We start from the raw sequence: 18,078 nt of genomic DNA, 5'->3' as shown, positions 1-18,078 counted from the left end.
CCTTCGGAACCGCAGCAGGACCGGACGGGATCGCGTCCTCTTAAACGCGATTCGCGCCAGGCAAGACTCCCATTGGGCCAAGCCCTAACTAAAACAGGATTACTCATGTCCTTTGCTTCCCTCGGTCTCTCCGAGGCTTTAGTCCGTGCCATCGAAGATGCGGGCTATACCGAGCCTACTCCGGTGCAACAGCGGGCCATTCCCGCCGTGTTGCAAGGTCGCGACCTGATGGTTGCGGCACAGACAGGTACCGGTAAAACCGGCGGTTTCGCCCTTCCGATCCTGGAGCGGTTGTTCCCCAACGGTCACCCGGACAAATCCCAGCGTCATGGCCCGCGCCAACCGCGCGTACTGGTCCTGACCCCGACCCGCGAACTCGCGGCCCAGGTTCACGAGAGCTTCAAGATCTACGCCCGTGACCTGAAATTCGTCAGCGCCTGCATCTTCGGCGGCGTCGGCATGAACCCGCAAGTCCAGGCCATGTCCCGTGGCGTTGACGTGCTCGTCGCGTGCCCGGGTCGTCTGCTCGACCTCGCCGGCCAGGGCAGCGTCGATCTGTCCCACGTCGAAATCCTCGTGCTCGACGAAGCCGACCGCATGCTCGACATGGGCTTCGTCCACGACGTGAAGAAAGTCCTCGCGCGTCTGCCGGCCAAGCGTCAGAACCTGCTGTTCTCGGCGACGTTCTCCAAAGACATCACCGATCTTGCCGGCAAGCTGCTGCACAACCCGGAACGCATCGAAGTCACGCCGCCGAACACCACGGTCGAGCGCATCGAGCAACGCGTGTTCCGTCTGCCGGCCAGCCACAAGCGTGCCCTGCTGGCGCACCTGATCACCGCCGGCGCCTGGGAACAAGTGCTGGTGTTCACCCGTACCAAGCACGGCGCCAACCGTCTGGCCGAGTACCTGGACAAACACGGCCTGCCGGCTGTGGCGATTCACGGTAACAAGAGCCAAAACGCCCGCACCAAAGCCCTGGCCGACTTCAAGGCCGGTGAAGTGCGCATCCTGGTCGCGACCGACATCGCCGCGCGCGGTCTGGACATCGACCAGTTGCCACACGTGGTCAACTTCGAGCTGCCAAACGTCGATGAAGACTACGTGCACCGTATCGGCCGTACTGGCCGCGCCGGGCGTTCGGGCGAAGCGATCTCGCTGGTGGCCCCGGACGAAGAAAAACTGCTGAAAAGCATCGAACGCATGACCAAGCAGAAAATCGCCGACGGCGACCTGATGGGCTTCGATTCGAGCACTATTGAAGCCGAGAAGCCGGAAGCCCGTGAGCGTCCGGACATGCGCAACCCGCGCAACTCCCGTGGCCCACGTGGTGATGGTCCGAATGGCGGTGGTGGCGGCGGTCGCAAGGACAAAGGCAAAGACAAGGGCAAGGAAAAACCCGCCGGCGAACGCGGCGAGCGCCCTGCCCGTCAGCAGAAACCACGTGAAGGCACCCCGGCCCGCGAACAGCGTCCGAGCCAGCCACCACGCGCGGCGGCTGATCGTGCACCGGACGAGTTCCTCGACGACGATATCGATAACTTCGGTAACCGTGTCGACTACGTGCCGAAAGCTGCTCCAGCCGGTGGCCGTGGCCGTCGTCCGGGTGCTCCGGCACAAGGTGCAGGCGCAGGCGCTCCACGCGGTGGTCAATCGCAAGGTCGCCAGAACGGCCCGCGCAACAGCAACGGATCGAGCACCGGCACTCCACCGGGCAAACGCAACGGCCCGCGCAACGGTGCTCCGCGTGATGGCCAGGGCCGTCGTGACGAGTCGTCGCGCAACCGTCGTCCGGCTCGCGACGATCAGCAACGCGCCGAACCGGCCGTGCAGAACCCGCGCAGCACCGGGCCGAAGATCATGCACAAGGAATCGAAAGCCGACCGATTCCCGACGCCTGAGCAGCTCGATCAACTGCCGACCCGTCCGCGCGGCGAAAAACCAGCTTTGCTGACCCGCAATCGCTGAGTTATCGCGGCAATGAAAAATGCCCCGGTTCGAAAGAGCCGGGGCATTTTTTTATGCCGTCACAATATCTTGAATCGCACACTCCCCCCTGTGGGCGCGGCCTGCCCCGCGATGGCGTGGGACCGGCCAAAATTTTTTTGTAATCCCCCACCGCATTCGCGAGCACCCCCCCTCCCACAAGGGATGTGGCAGGCAATAAAAAACGCCCCCGGCCTTACGACCGGGGGCGTTTTTGTATGACGGCGAAAATTACTTCGCTTTCACACCTTCGAACGAGATGTACAGGTCGACCTTGTCGGACTGTGGACCCAGATCCATCATCTTGCCGAAATCAGAGCGCTTGATGCTGGTGGTGCCTTCAAAGCCGGCACGGTAGCCGCCCCATGGATCCTTGCCTTCGCCCAGGAACACAGCCTTGACCACGATTGGCTTGGTCACGCCGTGCAGGGTCAGGTCGCCGGTCACGTCGGCAGTGTCTTTGCCATCGGCGTTCTTGCCGGTGGATTTGACGCTGGTGGAGACGAACTTGGCGTCAGCGTATTTGCCCACGTCCAGGAAGTCTTTGCTGGAGATGTGCTTGTCGCGCTCGGCGTGGTTGGTGAACACGCTGGCGGTTTTCACGTTGAATTCGATTTTGCTGTCTTCAGGCTTGGCGGCGTCGAAGCTGAACTTGCCGTCGATGTCCTTGAAGGTACCGGTGATGTAGCTGTAGCCCAGGTGGCTGATCTTGAAGTCGACGAAAGCGTGCTGGCCTTCCTTGTCGACGGTGTAATCAGCAGCCATCACGTTCGCGGACAGTACGGCCGAACCGATTGCCAGAGCGGCCAGAGTCTTTTTCAACATGCTTTCTTTTCCTTTGAGTCGAGGTTGAATTTCAGGCTTTGCGACCGAGCATTCGAGTGAGGGTCGCATCACGATCGATAAAGTGGTGCTTCAATGCTGCCAACGCATGGAGACCGGAAAAAATTACCAGCGCCCATGCCAGCCAGAGATGAATCACCCCAGCGGTGTCTGCCTGATCCGGTAGCCCGGAAACCAGTGCAGGAACTTCAAACAGGCCAAACACCGGGATACCGACACCGTCTGCGGTGGAAATCAGGTAACCGGCAAGCATCACAGCGAACAGCCCAAGGTACAGAAACCCATGGCCGAACTTGGCGCCGATGCGGGTCATGCGGCTGTAGCTTTGCAGCGTCGGCGGCGGTGGGCTGATAAAGCGCCACAACACCCGCAACACCATCACACCCAACAACACCAGACCGATGCTCTTGTGCAGATCCGGCGCGTCTTTGCGCCAGCTGCTGTAGTAATCCAGCCCCACCATCCACAAACCCAGCGCGAACAGCCCGAAGACCGCCAGCGCCACGCCCCAGTGCATGAAGATGCTGACCCAACCATAGCGTGAAGCAGAGTTACGTAGCTGCATTGCCCAAATCCTGTGAGAACTGCGAACCAAGACTAGCGAGTTATCTATCGAATTAAAGCGGAAAATTTTGCTTTGAAATATCGAGAAATACGATCAAGAGTCTGTAAGTGGCTTGTTAAGGAAAGATTAAGCGGGAAAAGTGTGGCGGGGTGTTGTTGCCGGACAATGGAATTGCGTTGTCTTAGCCGCCCCTATCGCGAGCAGGCTCACTCCTACAGTGACCGTATTCCAACTGGAGAAATGCGATCCCCTGTAGGAGTGAGCCTGCTCGCGATAGCGGTCTTACAGGCCAAAAAAAAGCGCGGCCTGCAAGCCGCGCTTTTTCATTCACCGCAAAGCCTTACTGCGCTTTGCTGTCGGTGCTTGCAGCTGGAGCCGGAGCAGCAGCAGGTTTCGCCGCAGGCTTCTTCGCCGGTTCAGCCTTTTTCGCCGCCGGTTTGGCCGCAGGCTTCTTCGCCTCGGTTTTCGCCGCCGGCTTCTTCGCTGCCGGCTTGGCTGGCGCTTTCTTCGCCGGCTCGGCTTTCACCGGAGCGGCGGGTTTCGGCGCTTCTACCGGAGCTGGCGCAGGGGCTGGAGCCGGTGCAGGCGCTGGAGTCACTGGCGCTGGAGCCGGTTCAGGCGCCTTCACAGGTTCTGGCTTCTTCTCGTCATCCGAACCGCCAAACAGGTTGCTGAAGAAGTTGCCCTTCTTCGCCGCCACGGCACCCGCCGCGCCTGCCGCTGCTGCGGCCGGAACCACTTTGACCGGTTCAAACGACTTGCCGGCAGCCAGGTCTTCAACCTGACTGGCCGCACGCTGACCGGTGCGCAGCGCGCCTTCCAGAGTGCCCGGATACAGAGTGTCGGTGTGCTCGCCGGCAAACGCTACGCGTTGCAGTGGGCGCTCCCACATGCGCCAGAACTTGCTGATCTGGCCCGGGCCGTAAGCCAGGTAGGCGCCGCCCATCGACGGGTCAGTGCTGTAGCGACGGATTTCATAACCGGTGAACGAGCCACGGGCCTGTGGATAAAACGCGTGCAGACGGATCAGCACCTGATCGACCATCTGCTTGTCGCCGAACGCTTGCATCACGCGGGCATTGTCGCCGGACAGGTTGATCACCACGTTGGCGCCACCCTTCAGCGCCGGTTCGATCCAGAGCATGCCCAGACCTGCGTTGCTGTAGATCTCGCCGGACATGCGCGCCTTGCTTTCCCACACAGGCGTCTTGAACTTGAGCATGATCTGGTCGCGCCAGCCGTAGTTGGTACCCTTGATCGCGGCCAGGTGCTGAGCGTCCAGCGCCGGGGTCAGCGCAATCTTGTTCAGTGCACGCAGCGGCACGGCCAGCACCACGTAGTCAGCCTGATAGCCAACACTGCCGACCTTGACGGTCACGCCGTCCTTGTCCTGAGTGATCGCGGAAACCGGCGAGTTGGTCTTGATGGTCTTTATCTGTTTGACGAAGGCCTGGGCCAGTACCTGGCTGCCGCCAACCAGACGCGAGGCGCGCAGGTCGCGATCAGAAACGCCGCGATACACGCGGTTCTGCTGGGCGAAATACAGCAGCGACAGACGCGAAGGCTCGTCGTAGTGGGTGCGGATGTCCTGGTTGATCAACTGACGCGCGGTGGCCGGCAGGTTCTGCTTGTCGAGCCAGCTCGAGACGTTGATCTGGTCCAGTGCATGCAGGGTATTGGTCGCGGCCGGGTTCTGCGGGTCGTCGATCGAGCGCGCCAGATCGTCGAGGGTTTTCTGGTAGCGCTTCAAGGCGTCGGCGGTGGCCGGCTGCTTGGTCGCCAGATCGGCCGCGGAGAAGTACTCACCGTCGATCAGATAACCCGGTGTACGCACAAATTCAGGGGCTGGCGTGGTGCCCAGCTTGAAGGTCGAGACGTACTTGTTCAGCACCGGCTGGGTCTTGTCGTTGCCGATCCACTCGCTGGTGGCCATGCCCGAGCGACCGCCGAGGCTCGGCTTGGCTTCGAGCAGCGTGACCTGCCAGCCCTTGTTTTGCAGCTCGTAAGCTGCGGTCAGGCCCGACAGGCCGCCGCCGATCACGATTGCGGTTTTATCCTTGGCCAGCGCCGTAACGCTGAACAGCCCCAACATCACCAGCGCACAGGCGCGCAGCCAACCGACAGACATTCAGCGAACTCCGGAAATACACGTAGGAAAAAAGCAGTTTTGCGGGTCAGACGACCCAAAGAACCGCGAAGAATACGTCAGCCATCAAAACGCCGCCAGCGACGTCTATCGGCCCATACAAAGTAGCTCAATCGACGCAATGGGTTGTCCCGGCGCGATGCATTGCATAGGCTTGCGCGATTGTTTGCCCGCGCCTGACGCGAGCCGCCTCGAGGAGACTGTAAATGGGCCTGAATAACCAGTGGATGCAACGCGACCTCGCGGTGCTGTGGCATCCCTGCACCCAGATGAAAGACCACGAACAGCTGCCGCTGATCCCGATCAAGCGCGGTGAAGGCGTCTGGCTCGAAGACTTCGAAGGCAAGCGCTACCTCGATGCCGTCAGCTCCTGGTGGGTCAACGTGTTCGGCCACGCCAACCCGCGCATCAACCAGCGCATCAAGGATCAGGTCGATCAGCTGGAGCACGTGATTCTGGCCGGTTTCAGCCATCAACCGGTGATCGAACTGTCCGAGCGTCTGGTGAAGATGACCCCGGAAGGCCTGAATCGGGTGTTCTACGCCGATAACGGTTCGTCCTGCATCGAAGTCGCGCTGAAAATGAGCTTTCACTACTGGCTCAACCGCGGCCAGCCGAACAAGAAACGCTTCGTCACCCTGACCAACAGCTACCACGGCGAAACCATGGCAGCGATGGCAGTCGGCGACGTGCCGCTGTTCACCGAAACCTACAAAGCGCTGCTGATGGACACCATCAAGGTGCCCAGCCCGGATTGCTACCTGCGCCCCGAAGGCATGAGCTGGGAGGAACATTCGCGCAACCTGTTCGCCGCCATGGAACAAACCTTGGCAGAACATCATGACAGCGTTGCGGCAGTCATCGTCGAGCCGTTGATTCAGGGCGCCGGCGGCATGCGCATGTATCACCCAGTGTACCTCAAGCTGCTGCGCGAGGCCTGCGACCGCTACGGCGTGCACCTGATCCACGACGAAATCGCCGTCGGCTTCGGCCGCACCGGCACCATGTTCGCCTGTGAGCAGGCCGGCATCCGCCCGGACTTCCTCTGCCTGTCCAAGGCCCTGACCGGCGGCTACCTGCCACTGGCGGCGTGCCTGACCACCGATGAGGTCTACAGCGCCTTCTACGACGACTACCCGACCCTGCGCGCCTTCCTGCATTCGCACAGCTACACTGGCAACCCGCTGGCCTGTGCAGCCGCGTTGGCGACGCTGGATATCTTCGAGCAGGACAACGTCATCGAGAACAACCAGGCACTGGCCCGGCGCATGGCCTCGGCCACTGCGCATCTGGTCGATCACCCGAATGTCTCGGAAGTGCGGCAGACCGGCATGGTGCTGGCGATCGAAATGGTCAAGGATAAAGCCACCAAAGAGGCCTACCCTTGGCAGGAGCGACGAGGCCTGAAGGTGTTCCAGCATGCGCTGGAGCGTGGCGCGCTGCTGCGTCCGCTGGGCAGTGTGGTGTATTTCCTGCCGCCGTACGTGATTACCCCGGAGCAGATCGACTTCCTCGCCGAAGTCGCCAGCGAAGGCATCGACATCGCCACCCGGGACAGCGTCAGCGTCGCGGTGCCGAAGGATTTCCACCCGGGTTTCCGTGATCCGGGCTGATTGAGAATTTGTGGCGCCTGAACTGCCGCTTTCGCGAGCAGGCTCGCTCCCACCCTGGAATGCATTTCCCTGTGGGAGCGAGCCTGCTCGCGAATGAAGTCGACACCGATCCAACTGATCCACATCTTTCCAGAGACCCGAAATGAGACTGTCCCGCTTCTTTATCGACGCCCCCCTGAGCACCGGCGAACACGAACTGCCGGAAGCCCAGGCGCATTACATCAGCCGCGTGCTGCGCATGGCCGAGGGCGATGCGGTGCAGTTGTTCGACGGTTCCGGCCATGAGTTTCGCGGCTCGCTGGTGGAGGTCGGCAAGAAACGCGTCGTCGTGCAGATCGACGAGCAGTTAGCCGGGCAGATTGAATCGCCGCTGCAGATCCACCTCGGCCAGGGCCTGTCCCGGGGCGAACGGATGGACTGGGCGATCCAGAAAGCCACCGAGCTGGGCGTGACGGAAATCACCCCGATCTTCAGCGACCGCTGCGAAGTGCGCCTGAAGGACGAACGCGCCGACAAACGCCTGCTGCACTGGCGTCAGGTGGCGATCAGCGCCTGCGAGCAGTGCGGTCGCTCACGGGTACCGGTGATTCATCCGCCGGTGCTGCTGGCGGACTGGTTGAAACAGACCGAAGCCGAGCTGAAACTGGTGCTGCACCCGGTGGCGGAGCCGTTGGTCAGCCATGCCAAACCGGCGACGCTGGCGTTTCTGATCGGGCCGGAGGGTGGTTTGTCGGATGCCGAGGTCGAGCAGGCCAAGGGCAACGGCTTCCATGCAGCTCGGCTTGGGCCGCGAGTATTGCGCACCGAGACCGCGCCAGTGGTTGCACTGGCGGTGGCTCAGCAACTTTGGGGTGATTTTTAGAATACGTAACCCCTGTAGGAGTGAGCCTGCTCGCGATAGTGGTCTATCAGTCACAAACACTGTCGACTGACAGGACGCCATCGCGAGCAGGCTCACTCCTACAAGGGGATGGCGGTGTGTTCAGAGGACATAAAACAGAATCGCCACAAAGTGCAGCAGACTCCCGGCGATCACAAACAAATGCCAGATCCCGTGCGCATGCCGTAACCGGTGATCCAGGGCAAAAAAGATGATGCCCACGGTATACAACACCCCGCCCGACGCCAGCCAGGCAAAACCTGCCGTGCCCAAAGCAGCAATCAACGGCTTGACCGCCACCAGCACGATCCAGCCCATCACCGCGTAGATCACGATCGACAGGATCCGCGCTTCCGAGCGTGGTTTGATCTCCTGCAGGATGCCGATCAGCGCCAGCCCCCAGACAATCCCGAACAACGTCCAGCCCCACGGCCCGCGCAGCGTCACCAGGCAGAACGGCGTGTAGCTGCCGGCGATCAGCAGGTAGATCGAAAAGTGATCGACCTTCTTCATGATCGCTTTCTTGCGCCCGCGCACGCTGTGGTACACGGTCGAGGCGCTGTAGAGCACCAGCAAGGTAAAGGCGTAGATCGCCACGCTGACAATTTTCCACGGACTGCCGTCGAGGCTGGCAATCACCAGCATCCACACGCCACCGATAAATGCGGCCACTGCCCCGACCAGGTGCGTCCAGGCGTTGAGTTTTTCCCCGTGATACATGTGTCGCTCACCTCGTTATTCGTTACCGCAGCGCGCAAGGCTCGGGCCTTGAGCGTAAAAGCGCAATGTTTCTGTTCAACGCGGACCTGCGCACGCCACGGTAATTGGGCACAATCGGTCGATACCAAAAAGAGTCCGCGCCATGCTGATCGACGAAGAATTGACCCTGAAAAAACTCGAGGTGTTCCTCGCCTTCATGCGCACCGGCAACCTGGCGCGCGCCGCTGTCGAGTTGCAGACCAGCAATGTCAGCGTGCACCGGGCGATCCATTCGCTGGAAAGCGCCCTGCGCTGCCCGCTGTTCAAGCACGAAGGGCGCAACCTGACGCCACTGGAAAGCGCCTACGTGCTCGAAGAACGCGCGCAGAAGTTGATCAACGACGTCGTCGAAAGCGTGCGCCTGACTCGCGAAGCCGCCGGGTTCTCCGCTGAACGCTTCAAGCTCGGCTCGCTGTATTCGCTGACAGTGAAAACCGTACCGCAACTGATCATGGGCCTGAAGATCCGTCGCAGCGAACTCAACATCGACCTGATCCTCGGCTCGAATATCGACCTGCTCTACAAGCTGAAGAACATGGAAGTCGACGCGATTCTGGTGTCGCTGGACGACACGGTCAGCGACCCGGACTGCGAGCAGATCCCGCTGTTTTCCGACGACATTTTCCTCGCCACACCGGCAGATTCAAGATTCGCCCAGCGTCAGGAAGTTGATCTCGCGGAAGTGCGCGATGAAACCTTTATCACCCTGACCCAAGGCTTCGCCACCCATCAGGACGGCATCCGGGTGTTCAAACAGGCGGGGTTCGAGCCGAAGGTGGCGATGCAGGTCAACGACATCTTCACCCTGCTGAGCATGGTCAGCTCGGGGGTGGGTTATGCGTTGCTGCCGGGAAGGATTGCGGCGGTGTACGAGAACCGGGTGAAGCTGATTCCGTTGCAGGAGAAGTATCGGTTGCAGCAGCACATTGGCGTGGTGTTTCTCAAGGCCAAGGAGCGCGATCCGAATCTGCTGGCGTTGCTGGCGGAGTGTCGGATGTATGCCAATCGCCAGGCCTGACACCGCGTCGCCGCAATCGCGAGCAGGCTCACTCCTACAGGGGAACGCATTCCAATGTAGGAGTGAGCCTGCTCGCGATGACGTCAGCACGGGCATCGCAGAACCCGAGAATCAGCCCACAATCCCGCGAACAATGAAGAACAACAGCGAAGGCCCGAGCAAACAGCCAAGCCCGGTGTGGAACGTCGCCGTCAACGCCCCATAAGGCACCAACCGCCGATCCGTCGCCGCCAGCCCTGCGGTCACCCCGCTCACCGTTCCGGCCAAACCACCGAACACCATCGCCGAACGCGGGTTATCCAGGCCCATCCAGCGCGCCGCGACCGGCGTGCCGACCATCACCAGAATCGCCTTGATCAACCCAGTGGCAATCGACAGCGCCATCACATCCGAGGTCGCGCCAATCGCTGCACCGGTCACCGGGCCGACGATGTAGGTCACCGCGCCCGCGCCGATGGTGGTCATGCTCACCGCATCGCGATAGCCGAAGGCCCAGGCCATGCACGCGCCAACAATGAACGGCAGGATGGTTCCGAGCAGCAGCGCAATCACACCAATCATCCCGGCCTTCTTCGCCTCGGTCGCCTGCACTTCGAACGCCGTGGCGACGATCGCGAAATCACGCAGCATCGCCCCGCCCATCAAGCCGATGCCGGAGAACAGCGTCAGATCCGCCAGGCCTTTCTGGCCACCCGTCAGGGTGCCGCCGACCCAGGCCAGCACCAGACCGATGACGATGGCAATCGCCGAGCCGTGAATGCGCCCGAAGGTCAGGCGTTTCGAGAGAATCACCGAGACCCACATGATCACGCCGACGAAAGCGAACGCGGTGATCAGGCCGTTGTGTTCCAGACCGTTTTCAATGAGTGCCCACATGTCAGCGACCTCCTACCGGGGTGCCGACCGGGGTGACTTCCACCGGTTCGTCGGGCAATGGTTCACCCTTATGGGTGCGGCTGATCAAGGCAATCGTGCAGCCACAGACCACTACCGAACCGATTGCCGCGAGCACCGCCACCGGGCCGCCGTGCAGGGCGGTGACGACGTTCTGTTGCGCGGCCATCGCCACCACCACCGGAATGTACATCGCGCCCCAGAAGCCGACGCCCATCTCGCAATCCTTGGTCATGCCGCCGCGTTTCTGCATCCACAACCGCGCGCAGATCAACAGGATCATGGCGATGCCGACCCCGCCGACGTTGGATTTGACGCCCAGCAACACGCCAAGCATGTCACCCATGATCACCCCTGCCAGCGTACAGATCGCCAACAGCGCCACACCGTAAATAATCATTGTTGTAGTCCTCAAAGTGCATCGTCGAATGTTGTTTTTGTTGTTCGAAGCCTGAGTCGCGGCAGTTTAGGGTCGGCGGTTTCCCTCCTCACGCAACAGCGCTTGCAGGGTGTCGAGCCGCGCACTGTCAAAGGCAGTGACCGTGCCCGATTCGAACACCCGGCGCGCCAGCCCGGTCAGCACCGCACCGGGCGGCAGTTCGATTTGTAAACGTACGCCGCGCTCGTAAGCGCTTTGCACGGTGCCGCGCCAGTCCACCACGCGGCACATGTTGAAAGCGAGGTCGTCGCGCAGGGCATCAAGCTTGATCAGCGGACGCGCGCGGCTGCCACTCAGGTAAGCGATTTTCGGGGTCTTCAGTGCAACCTTGGCGAAGGCTTCGGCGAGGGTTTGCGCAGGTTTTTCCAGTAACGGGCAGTGCGACGGCACGCTCACCGCCAGGCGTTTCGCCAGACCGGCGCCACGACTGCGCGCCAGTTCCGCCACCGCTTGCATGGCCTTGTCGCTGCCGGCAATCACCACCTGGTTATCGGCATTGATGTTGGCCAGATACACCGGCGACTCCGCGCTGTGCACCTGCGCCAGCAGCGTTTCGACGGTGGATAATTGCAGACCGATGATCGCGGTCATGCCATAGCCCTGTGGATAAGCCTGCTGCATCAACTCGCCACGCAGGCTGACCAGATGCAGCGCATCGCTGAAGCTCAAGGCCCCGGCGACCACCGCTGCCGGGTACGCACCGATGGACAGGCCGGCGACGTAATCCGCCGTGAGTCCGTCCTGCAGCAACTGCCGCGAAGCAGCGACCCCGGCGATCAACAGGCACAGCTGAACCGCCCGGGTGCTGCGCAACGCATCGGCAGAATCGAGCCGCGCGACATCTTCACCGAGCACCTCGCTGGCCTCGGTCAAGGTCGCCCGAGGCAAACGCTGGAGCATGCCCGGTTGCTGCGCGCCCTGGCCGGGGAACACCAACAGGCTGCTCACGCTGCCTGCTCCTGCGGGTTCCACGGATCAGCCACCAGACACGCTTGATGGGCGTTTTTCAACAGCACCCGTGCAGCCCCGCCGGCCCATTCGCGCAACGCGACTGCACCGAACGGCGTCTGCAACTGCATGTCGACCCGGCACACGGCTTGATCAAAGAGCTCGACCAGTTTGCGTGCCTGATTGCGAGTAATCAGCTGCGGGGTACGCAGAATCAGATCGAGATCGCTGGCCGCGTGCATCGCTCTAAAACCACTGGCCAACTCGAACCCGACACTGCCGCTGATACCCCAGACCCAACCGCAGTCATCAAGCATTGGGCGCAGTTGTTTGAGCGCCTGCATCACTGGCAAATCGCGCTCGCAACCGACATGACAAAGCGCTTCCGGACTGACCCGACGCACTATCGCATCAAGGCTCAGGAACGCCGCCAGCCGCTGCTCACGCACCACACCGCGCACGCCCACCGCCACAAAACCTTCAGCGCTAACAGCCCGCCGCACCACCACCGGTTGCCCGGCAGCCAGCGACTCGATCGCCCACTGCGGCGCATCCGCCGGCAGCTGCGCCGGGGTCATGCCCCACAGCAGGTCGTGGGCCAGTGGCAGGTTCACCACTGCGCCCTCAGCAGTTCACGCACGCGGCTGGAGGCTTCACGGTTTTTCGCGCCGAGTCGGTTGCGCAAGTCAGTGCCGGAGACATCGTCGATGGCCTGTTTCAGGCACTCGGTCACCCGCGCCAGATCCTCCGCCGTCGGCTGCTCGATCTGCTGCACCGACAGGGTTTCCCAAAGCAATCCGAGGCTGGCGTAGCTGTCGATGTCATAGGCCATCGGCGGCACGCTGGCGGCCAGTGCTTCCAGTTCCTCGACACTGCGCAGCGTCACCCGCGCCGCCGAGGCCTTGCCCATCGCATGCACCATCACCCCGGGATCGCGCAGGGCAATCAAGCGGTTGGCCTGATAACCGTGGGCAAGAAACGCCCCGGACATCGCCTTGCCCACCAGCAGCGCAATCACCGGATGCCCGGCCAGACGGGCGCGGGCATAACTATCCGCCGCACCGGCCAGGGCCTGATGAATGCCGAGGGCTTCTTCGCGACGACCGTAAGCCTGGCTCGGGACGTCGACGATGGCGATGATCGGGCGCTTCCGCGCTTTGTCGCGATCTGCCGTGATCACCTCATCCACCGCCTTGGCCAGACCCCAGCCTTCGAGCAAACCGACTTCGCCATTGCGAGCGCGTGGAAAGCGGTTGTCCGGGTCAGCGACCACAGCAATAAACCGCCCGAGTTCGCCATCGGCGACCTTCAACGATGGCGGCAAACCTTCGACCGCTTTCGCCCCACCGGTCAGGGCGTTGAACCAGTTCAAACCGCGCACGGAATAACCACTCATGAGCGCTCTCCTTGATACAGGTCGCGAACCACCGACGGTTCGATTTGCCTGGCAGTGTCCAAACGGTTCAGGCGTTGCAGGAACCATTCGGCACGCTGACTGCGCGGTTGTGCTGGCAAACCTTGCTGCAACAGTTCACCGATTTGCTGGCGGATCTGCGCCACATCATCGGCGACATAACGATCCACCAGCCCACTGGCGAAACGCTGCTCGCCGCCAGTCAGGCTCCAGATGAAGGGCCGGTCGCGGGAGTCGTACTCTTCGATCCCGGCCTCCTGCTCGATCACCTGTGGCCCGTTGAGGCCGAGGCGTGCTTCCTGGGTCACCAGCAAATAGCTGCACAGCGCGGCAGCAATCGACATGCCGCCGAAGCAACCAACACTGCCCGCGACCACACCGACCACCGGTTGGTACTGCTGCAAATCGACAATCGCCGCATGAATATCGGCAATCGCCGCCAGCCCGAGGTTGGCTTCCTGCAATCGCACGCCACCGGTTTCCAGCAGCAGAATGGCGCGGGTCGGAATGCCTTTGCGGTTGTCTTCGGCGGCCAGTTCCAGCGCGCCGGCAATCTTCGCTCCGCCGACTTCGCCAAGGCTGCCGCCCTGGAACGCGCCTTCGATGGCGGCGATCACCACCGGCAGGCCGTCGAGGCTGCCTTTGGCAATCACCACGCCGTCATCGGCTTGCGGCACCACGCCCTGGCGTTCGAGCCACGGCGACATGACCCGTTGAAACGGGTCGAGCAATTCGCGGAAGGTCCCGGCGTCGAGCAAGGCTTTCGCCCGTTGCCGCGCCCCGAGTTCGACGAAGCTGTGCTTGTGCAACAGCGCTGCGCTGTCAGTCATGGCCGATCTCCTCGAAACCTTGTTCCAGACGCAGCCGCACCACCCCCGGCGTGGCGCCGAAATCGTGGATATCGATGGCCATCGCCGGTGGGGTGGTGCCGTCGAACATCCGCGCAAACAGATGCTGCCAGCGCTGCTGCGCACCGTTGACCGAGGTCTGCACATTGATCGTCAGCTTGCCGGCCAGCCCCGGTTCGATCAGCACTTCCAGATCGCCCGAGCCGACACAACCGACCAGCGCGCGCCCGCGTGGCGGCTGCCCGGCGGGGAATTCAAAGGATAAGGTTTCCATCAAAACGCTCCCTGAAGGATGCCGTCGCGCTCGATTCGATCGAGCAGCAGCGTGGCGGCGAACAAGTCGGCGGCGCCACCGGGCGAGGCATTCAATGCGATGAGTTGTTGATCCAGTTCGTGCAGGCGCCGACGCCCGCCGAGGCTGGCGCTGCCGCCGGCGTCGAGCACCGCTTGCGCGCCTTGTTGCATGGCCTGAAGACCTTGTTCACCGGCGCGGTAGAGCACGCAGGTGTCGGCCAGATCGGTCATGATCGCCAGCAGTGCATCGAGCCGGGCGTTCTGTTCGCCGTGGCCGCTGGCGCGGCTGCGTTTGAGTTGCGGCAGGCCGCGTTGCAGCACAGACGGAAAGCCGAGTTGCGCTTCCTCACGGGCACCGCGTGCGCCGTAACGCAGGGCGACTTGTGCGCCGTGGCTCAGCGGTTTTGGTGCGTAGCGGTCATCGAGTAATGCCAGACGTGCGGCGCGAACAGAGACGGCGTTGGCACTTGAGGATTTCGGTTCCAGCGCAGCGGCGGTCACCAGTAATCCCAGTGCCCAAATTGCCCCGCGATGGGTATTCACCCCGTTGGTGGTCGCGAGCATCGCTTGCTCGCCTTCGCGACCGATGCGACCAATCGCTTCGCGTAACGGCAAACCGACTTCGCCCATCGCGCTGGCGGCCTCGGCCATTTCCTTGAACGCCGGCCACAACGACAACGCCGAGGCGTGCATCAGGCCCAGGTGCAGATCGGTGTGCGCGCCATTGCCACGCCGATCCACCAGCGCCGGTTTCGGCGACAGATCGGCTTCGTCGATCAGCGCATCCACCGCCAGATCGGCCAGACGTTCGCTCAGGCTCAGGGGTTTCGCTTGCAGGTTGAGTGCGTGCATTACCAGCTCCTGAATTTGGCGGGCGGGTTGTACAGGCCGCCGGACCACTCGACCAGATCAGCCACGCTTTTCGCTGCCAGCAGTTCGCGGGTGGCGTCGGTGCGGCGGATGCCGAGGTCTTCGGGCAAGGCGATCAGGCCTTCGCGGCGCATGCGTTCGGTATCTTTCGGGTTGTGGCGCAGGCCGATGGCGGTGACGCCGGCCACCGCTGCGATCATCGCTTGGCGTTCTTCCAGCGAGCGCGCTTTGTACAGGTAGGCGATGCCCTCTTCGGTGAGCAGGTGGGTAACGTCGTCGCCGTAGATCATGATCGGTGCCAGCGGCATACCGCTTTTCTTCGCCACTTCCACCGCGTCGAGGGTTTCGACGAAGGTCGGTTTGCCGCCCTCCTGAAAGGTCTCGACCATTTGCACCACAAGTTTCTTGCCGCGTTCGAGCATCGGTTGCTGTGAATCGTCGTGGCGCATGTCGAGCCAAGCCGGGGTGCCGTGACGGCGACCGCGCGGGTCGTGGCCCATGTTCGGCGCACCGCCGAAACCGGCGAGGCGACCACGGGTCACGGTCGAGGAATGGCCGTCGCCATCGACCTGCAACGTCGCGCCGATAAACAGATCCACCGCATACTGCCCGGCGAGTTGGCAGAACATCCGGTTGGAACGCAGCGAGCCGTCGCGCCCGGTGAAGAACACGTCCGGGCGCGCGGCGATGTAGTTTTCCATGCCCAGTTCGGTGCCGAAGCAATGCACGCTCTCGACCCAACCGCTCTCGATCGCCGGGATCAGGGTCGGGTGCGGGTTGAGCGTCCAGTTGCGGCAGATCTTGCCTTTGAGGCCGAGGGATTCGCCGTAGGTCGGCAGGATCAACTCAATGGCAGCGGTGTTGAAACCGATGCCGTGGTTCAGCGACTGCACGTTGTGTTTTTCGTAGATCCCGCGAATCGCCATCATCGCCATCAACACGTGCACCGGTTTGATGTGCCGTGGGTCGCGGGTGAACAGCGGTTCGATATAGAACGGCTTGTCGGCCACCACGACGAAATCGACCCATGACGCCGGGATGTCGACGCGCGGCAGTTCGCTGACGTCGTCGACCAACTGGTTGACCTGGACAATGACGATGCCGTCGCTGAACGCGGCCGGTTCGATCAGTGCCGGGGTGTCTTCAGTGCTGGGGCCGGTGTAGATGTTGCCGGCGCGGTCGGCCATGAACCCGGCCGAGAGCACGACATTGGGGATCAGGTCCACCACCAGCCGGGCGTAGAGTTCGATGTAGGTATGAATCGCGCCGATTTCCAGCAGACCGTCTTCGAGCAACTGGCTGATGCGCAGGCTCTGGGTGCCGGCGAAGGAGAAATCGAGCTTGCGGGCGATGCCGCGTTCGAACAGATCCAGATGCTCGGAGCGACCGACGCTGGGCATGATCATGTGCAGATCATGCAGCTTTTCCGGATCGGCTTTGGCCAGCGAACGGGAAAGGAAATCCGCCTGTTTCTGGTTGTTGCCCTCCAGCACCACCCGGTCGCCGGGATGGATTAGCGCTTCGAGCGCGGCGACGATCTTGTCGCTGGGCAACACCACACCGTCGGCCAGCCCGCGCACCTTGTCGAGACGCCGCTGCTTCTCGTCACGCCGCCGCGTCCAGCGCGAGTCGGGGGAAATTATTGTTGTCATGCTCACTCCACGGGGTTCGCTGTCGTGGAGCTACGTTAGGCGTGTGGATTGGGGGCATCAATCAAGCGCGGTGGTGAATTATTACGCTGAGCGTAATGATTGGGATAGCTATCGCGAGCAGGCTCACTCCTACAAGGAGAACGCATTCCAAATGTAGGAGTGAGCATGCTCGCGATGGCGTTAGAGGCCTCGCCGCAACTCTTCAGTCCGTGGGCACCAATTTGTCCAACACCCGATTCACCGCCATCTCCGCCACCATCACCACCTGAGCAATGCCCTGCAGCGTCTTGCGGTGCATGCCTTGCACCAGCGCCGCATGGTTGTTGAGCATGACCGTAGCGGAGCCGAGGGATTCGCTGGCGTCGGCCAGCAGGGATTCGCTGTCGGCGTCGGGGTTGGCCATGTACAGCGTGTTGGGGGTGTAGGGCGTGGCCATGAGGTCGGGTTTTGGCGGGCCGAGGTAATGGTCGAGCGCGCGTTCGGCGGCTTCGTGGAATTTCTTTGATTCGGGGGCTTCGTAAGGGGATGCCGTGTCGGTGACCGGCGGATTTGGCGTTACTTTGAACATGGGGATAAACCTCTATTAGGCCGCACCATCCCGCTGCTAAACGATAGGGTGGCGGCTATGCGCAAGTTAGCAGACCGGTCAATCCCCAACCCGGCGCACCCGAAGGTGCCATGCGCACAGCCACCATCAAGCGCAGGCGAATGCCTGACTGGATGAATCTCGTGCACCGGGGAAAGGACAAAGCCGGGCTGCTAAACCCGATCACTGGGAATCAGTGACGCAATCAAGTTACGCAGCCTGCCGAGGGCGCACAAGCCGGCGGATTCTGGTGCATGCGTAGGCAGCGGCGCAAGGATTTGTAGGCTGGTGAGGCGTAACACTGAGTGTTTTTAAACAACCAT

Annotated in this window: 18 protein-coding genes; 4 read left to right on the top strand and 14 right to left on the bottom strand. The window is 62.1% G+C overall.

All coding sequences use genetic code 11. The features are described from left to right. Positions 1 to 105: 105 nt before the first annotated feature. Positions 106 to 1,968 (top strand): DEAD/DEAH box helicase, encoded by a 1,863-nt coding sequence (locus LVD08_RS02505; protein ID WP_103369196.1) that lies wholly within the window; start codon positions 106 to 108, stop codon positions 1,966 to 1,968. Between the two features lie 249 nt (positions 1,969 to 2,217). Here the strand turns inward: LVD08_RS02505 and LVD08_RS02500 are convergent, their stop codons facing one another. The 3 genes from LVD08_RS02500 to LVD08_RS02490 form a co-directional block, all read right to left on the bottom strand. Next, positions 2,218 to 2,811: a YceI family protein gene (locus LVD08_RS02500; RefSeq protein WP_096795740.1), complete on the bottom strand. Its 594-nt coding sequence runs from the start codon at positions 2,809 to 2,811 to the stop codon at positions 2,218 to 2,220. Between the two features lie 31 nt (positions 2,812 to 2,842). Continuing rightward, the gene (locus LVD08_RS02495) at positions 2,843 to 3,394 is read right to left on the bottom strand and encodes a cytochrome b (protein WP_096795741.1); all 552 of its coding nucleotides are present in this window, start codon (positions 3,392 to 3,394) and stop codon (positions 2,843 to 2,845) included. 340 nt (positions 3,395 to 3,734) lie between these two features. Further along, a complete protein-coding gene (locus LVD08_RS02490) occupies positions 3,735 to 5,522 on the bottom strand; it encodes a flavin monoamine oxidase family protein (RefSeq protein ID WP_247267305.1) in 1,788 nt (595 codons plus the stop codon). Between the two features lie 224 nt (positions 5,523 to 5,746). Here LVD08_RS02490 and LVD08_RS02485 point away from each other — a divergent pair, with 224 nt between their 5' ends. Both LVD08_RS02485 and LVD08_RS02480 read left to right on the top strand, forming a co-directional pair. Beyond that, a complete protein-coding gene (locus tag LVD08_RS02485; protein WP_024164438.1) occupies positions 5,747 to 7,153 on the top strand; it encodes an adenosylmethionine--8-amino-7-oxononanoate transaminase in 1,407 nt (468 codons plus the stop codon). Between the two features lie 142 nt (positions 7,154 to 7,295). Next, entirely contained in the window at positions 7,296 to 8,015 is a 720-nt protein-coding gene (locus tag LVD08_RS02480; RefSeq protein WP_098966038.1) for a 16S rRNA (uracil(1498)-N(3))-methyltransferase, read from the top strand. Between the two features lie 120 nt (positions 8,016 to 8,135). On the opposite strand, the gene trhA is transcribed toward LVD08_RS02480, so the two are convergent. Beyond that, entirely contained in the window at positions 8,136 to 8,753 is a 618-nt protein-coding gene (trhA, locus tag LVD08_RS02475) for a PAQR family membrane homeostasis protein TrhA (RefSeq protein ID WP_007964065.1), read from the bottom strand. Positions 8,754 to 8,895: 142 nt separating this feature from the next. Here trhA and LVD08_RS02470 point away from each other — a divergent pair, with 142 nt between their 5' ends. Continuing rightward, positions 8,896 to 9,810: a LysR family transcriptional regulator gene (locus LVD08_RS02470; RefSeq protein ID WP_247267304.1), complete on the top strand. Its 915-nt coding sequence runs from the start codon at positions 8,896 to 8,898 to the stop codon at positions 9,808 to 9,810. A 111-nt stretch (positions 9,811 to 9,921) separates the two neighbouring features. Here the strand turns inward: LVD08_RS02470 and madM are convergent, their stop codons facing one another. The 10 genes from madM to LVD08_RS02420 form a co-directional block, all read right to left on the bottom strand. Beyond that, positions 9,922 to 10,686 (bottom strand): malonate transporter subunit MadM, encoded by a 765-nt coding sequence (gene madM, locus LVD08_RS02465; protein ID WP_115988712.1) that lies wholly within the window; start codon positions 10,684 to 10,686, stop codon positions 9,922 to 9,924. A gap of 1 nt (position 10,687) precedes the next feature. Further along, entirely contained in the window at positions 10,688 to 11,104 is a 417-nt protein-coding gene (gene madL / locus LVD08_RS02460) for a malonate transporter subunit MadL (protein ID WP_003229065.1), read from the bottom strand. 66 nt (positions 11,105 to 11,170) lie between these two features. Beyond that, positions 11,171 to 12,091, bottom strand: a complete 921-nt coding sequence (mdcH, locus tag LVD08_RS02455) for a malonate decarboxylase subunit epsilon (RefSeq protein ID WP_247267303.1) — start codon at positions 12,089 to 12,091, stop codon at positions 11,171 to 11,173. After that, the gene (locus LVD08_RS02450) at positions 12,088 to 12,708 is read right to left on the bottom strand and encodes a malonate decarboxylase holo-ACP synthase (RefSeq protein WP_247267302.1); all 621 of its coding nucleotides are present in this window, start codon (positions 12,706 to 12,708) and stop codon (positions 12,088 to 12,090) included. Before LVD08_RS02450 ends, mdcH begins: the two co-directional genes overlap by 4 nt. Next, positions 12,702 to 13,487, bottom strand: coding sequence for a biotin-independent malonate decarboxylase subunit gamma (gene mdcE, locus LVD08_RS02445; protein WP_247267301.1), 786 nt, complete (start codon positions 13,485 to 13,487; stop codon positions 12,702 to 12,704). The genes LVD08_RS02450 and mdcE overlap by 7 nt, the downstream gene beginning before the upstream one ends. After that, on the bottom strand, positions 13,484 to 14,335 hold the full coding sequence (locus LVD08_RS02440; protein ID WP_247267300.1) for a biotin-independent malonate decarboxylase subunit beta: 852 nt from the start codon (positions 14,333 to 14,335) through the stop codon (positions 13,484 to 13,486). The genes mdcE and LVD08_RS02440 overlap by 4 nt, the downstream gene beginning before the upstream one ends. Next, on the bottom strand, positions 14,328 to 14,627 hold the full coding sequence (locus LVD08_RS02435; RefSeq protein ID WP_003229075.1) for a malonate decarboxylase subunit delta: 300 nt from the start codon (positions 14,625 to 14,627) through the stop codon (positions 14,328 to 14,330). The genes LVD08_RS02440 and LVD08_RS02435 overlap by 8 nt, the downstream gene beginning before the upstream one ends. Further along, a complete protein-coding gene (locus LVD08_RS02430; protein ID WP_247267299.1) occupies positions 14,627 to 15,499 on the bottom strand; it encodes a triphosphoribosyl-dephospho-CoA synthase in 873 nt (290 codons plus the stop codon). The genes LVD08_RS02435 and LVD08_RS02430 overlap by 1 nt, the downstream gene beginning before the upstream one ends. Continuing rightward, positions 15,499 to 17,169, bottom strand: a complete 1,671-nt coding sequence (mdcA, locus tag LVD08_RS02425; protein WP_247267298.1) for a malonate decarboxylase subunit alpha — start codon at positions 17,167 to 17,169, stop codon at positions 15,499 to 15,501. The genes LVD08_RS02430 and mdcA overlap by 1 nt, the downstream gene beginning before the upstream one ends. A gap of 202 nt (positions 17,170 to 17,371) precedes the next feature. Further along, positions 17,372 to 17,737: a DUF6124 family protein gene (locus tag LVD08_RS02420; RefSeq protein WP_247267297.1), complete on the bottom strand. Its 366-nt coding sequence runs from the start codon at positions 17,735 to 17,737 to the stop codon at positions 17,372 to 17,374. Between the last annotated feature and the right edge of the window lie 341 nt (positions 17,738 to 18,078).

Source organism: Pseudomonas sp. YL2, assembly GCF_023063025.1.
GTDB lineage: Bacteria > Pseudomonadota > Gammaproteobacteria > Pseudomonadales > Pseudomonadaceae > Aquipseudomonas > Aquipseudomonas putida_A.
This window is presented reverse-complemented; position numbering and strand designations above follow the sequence as displayed.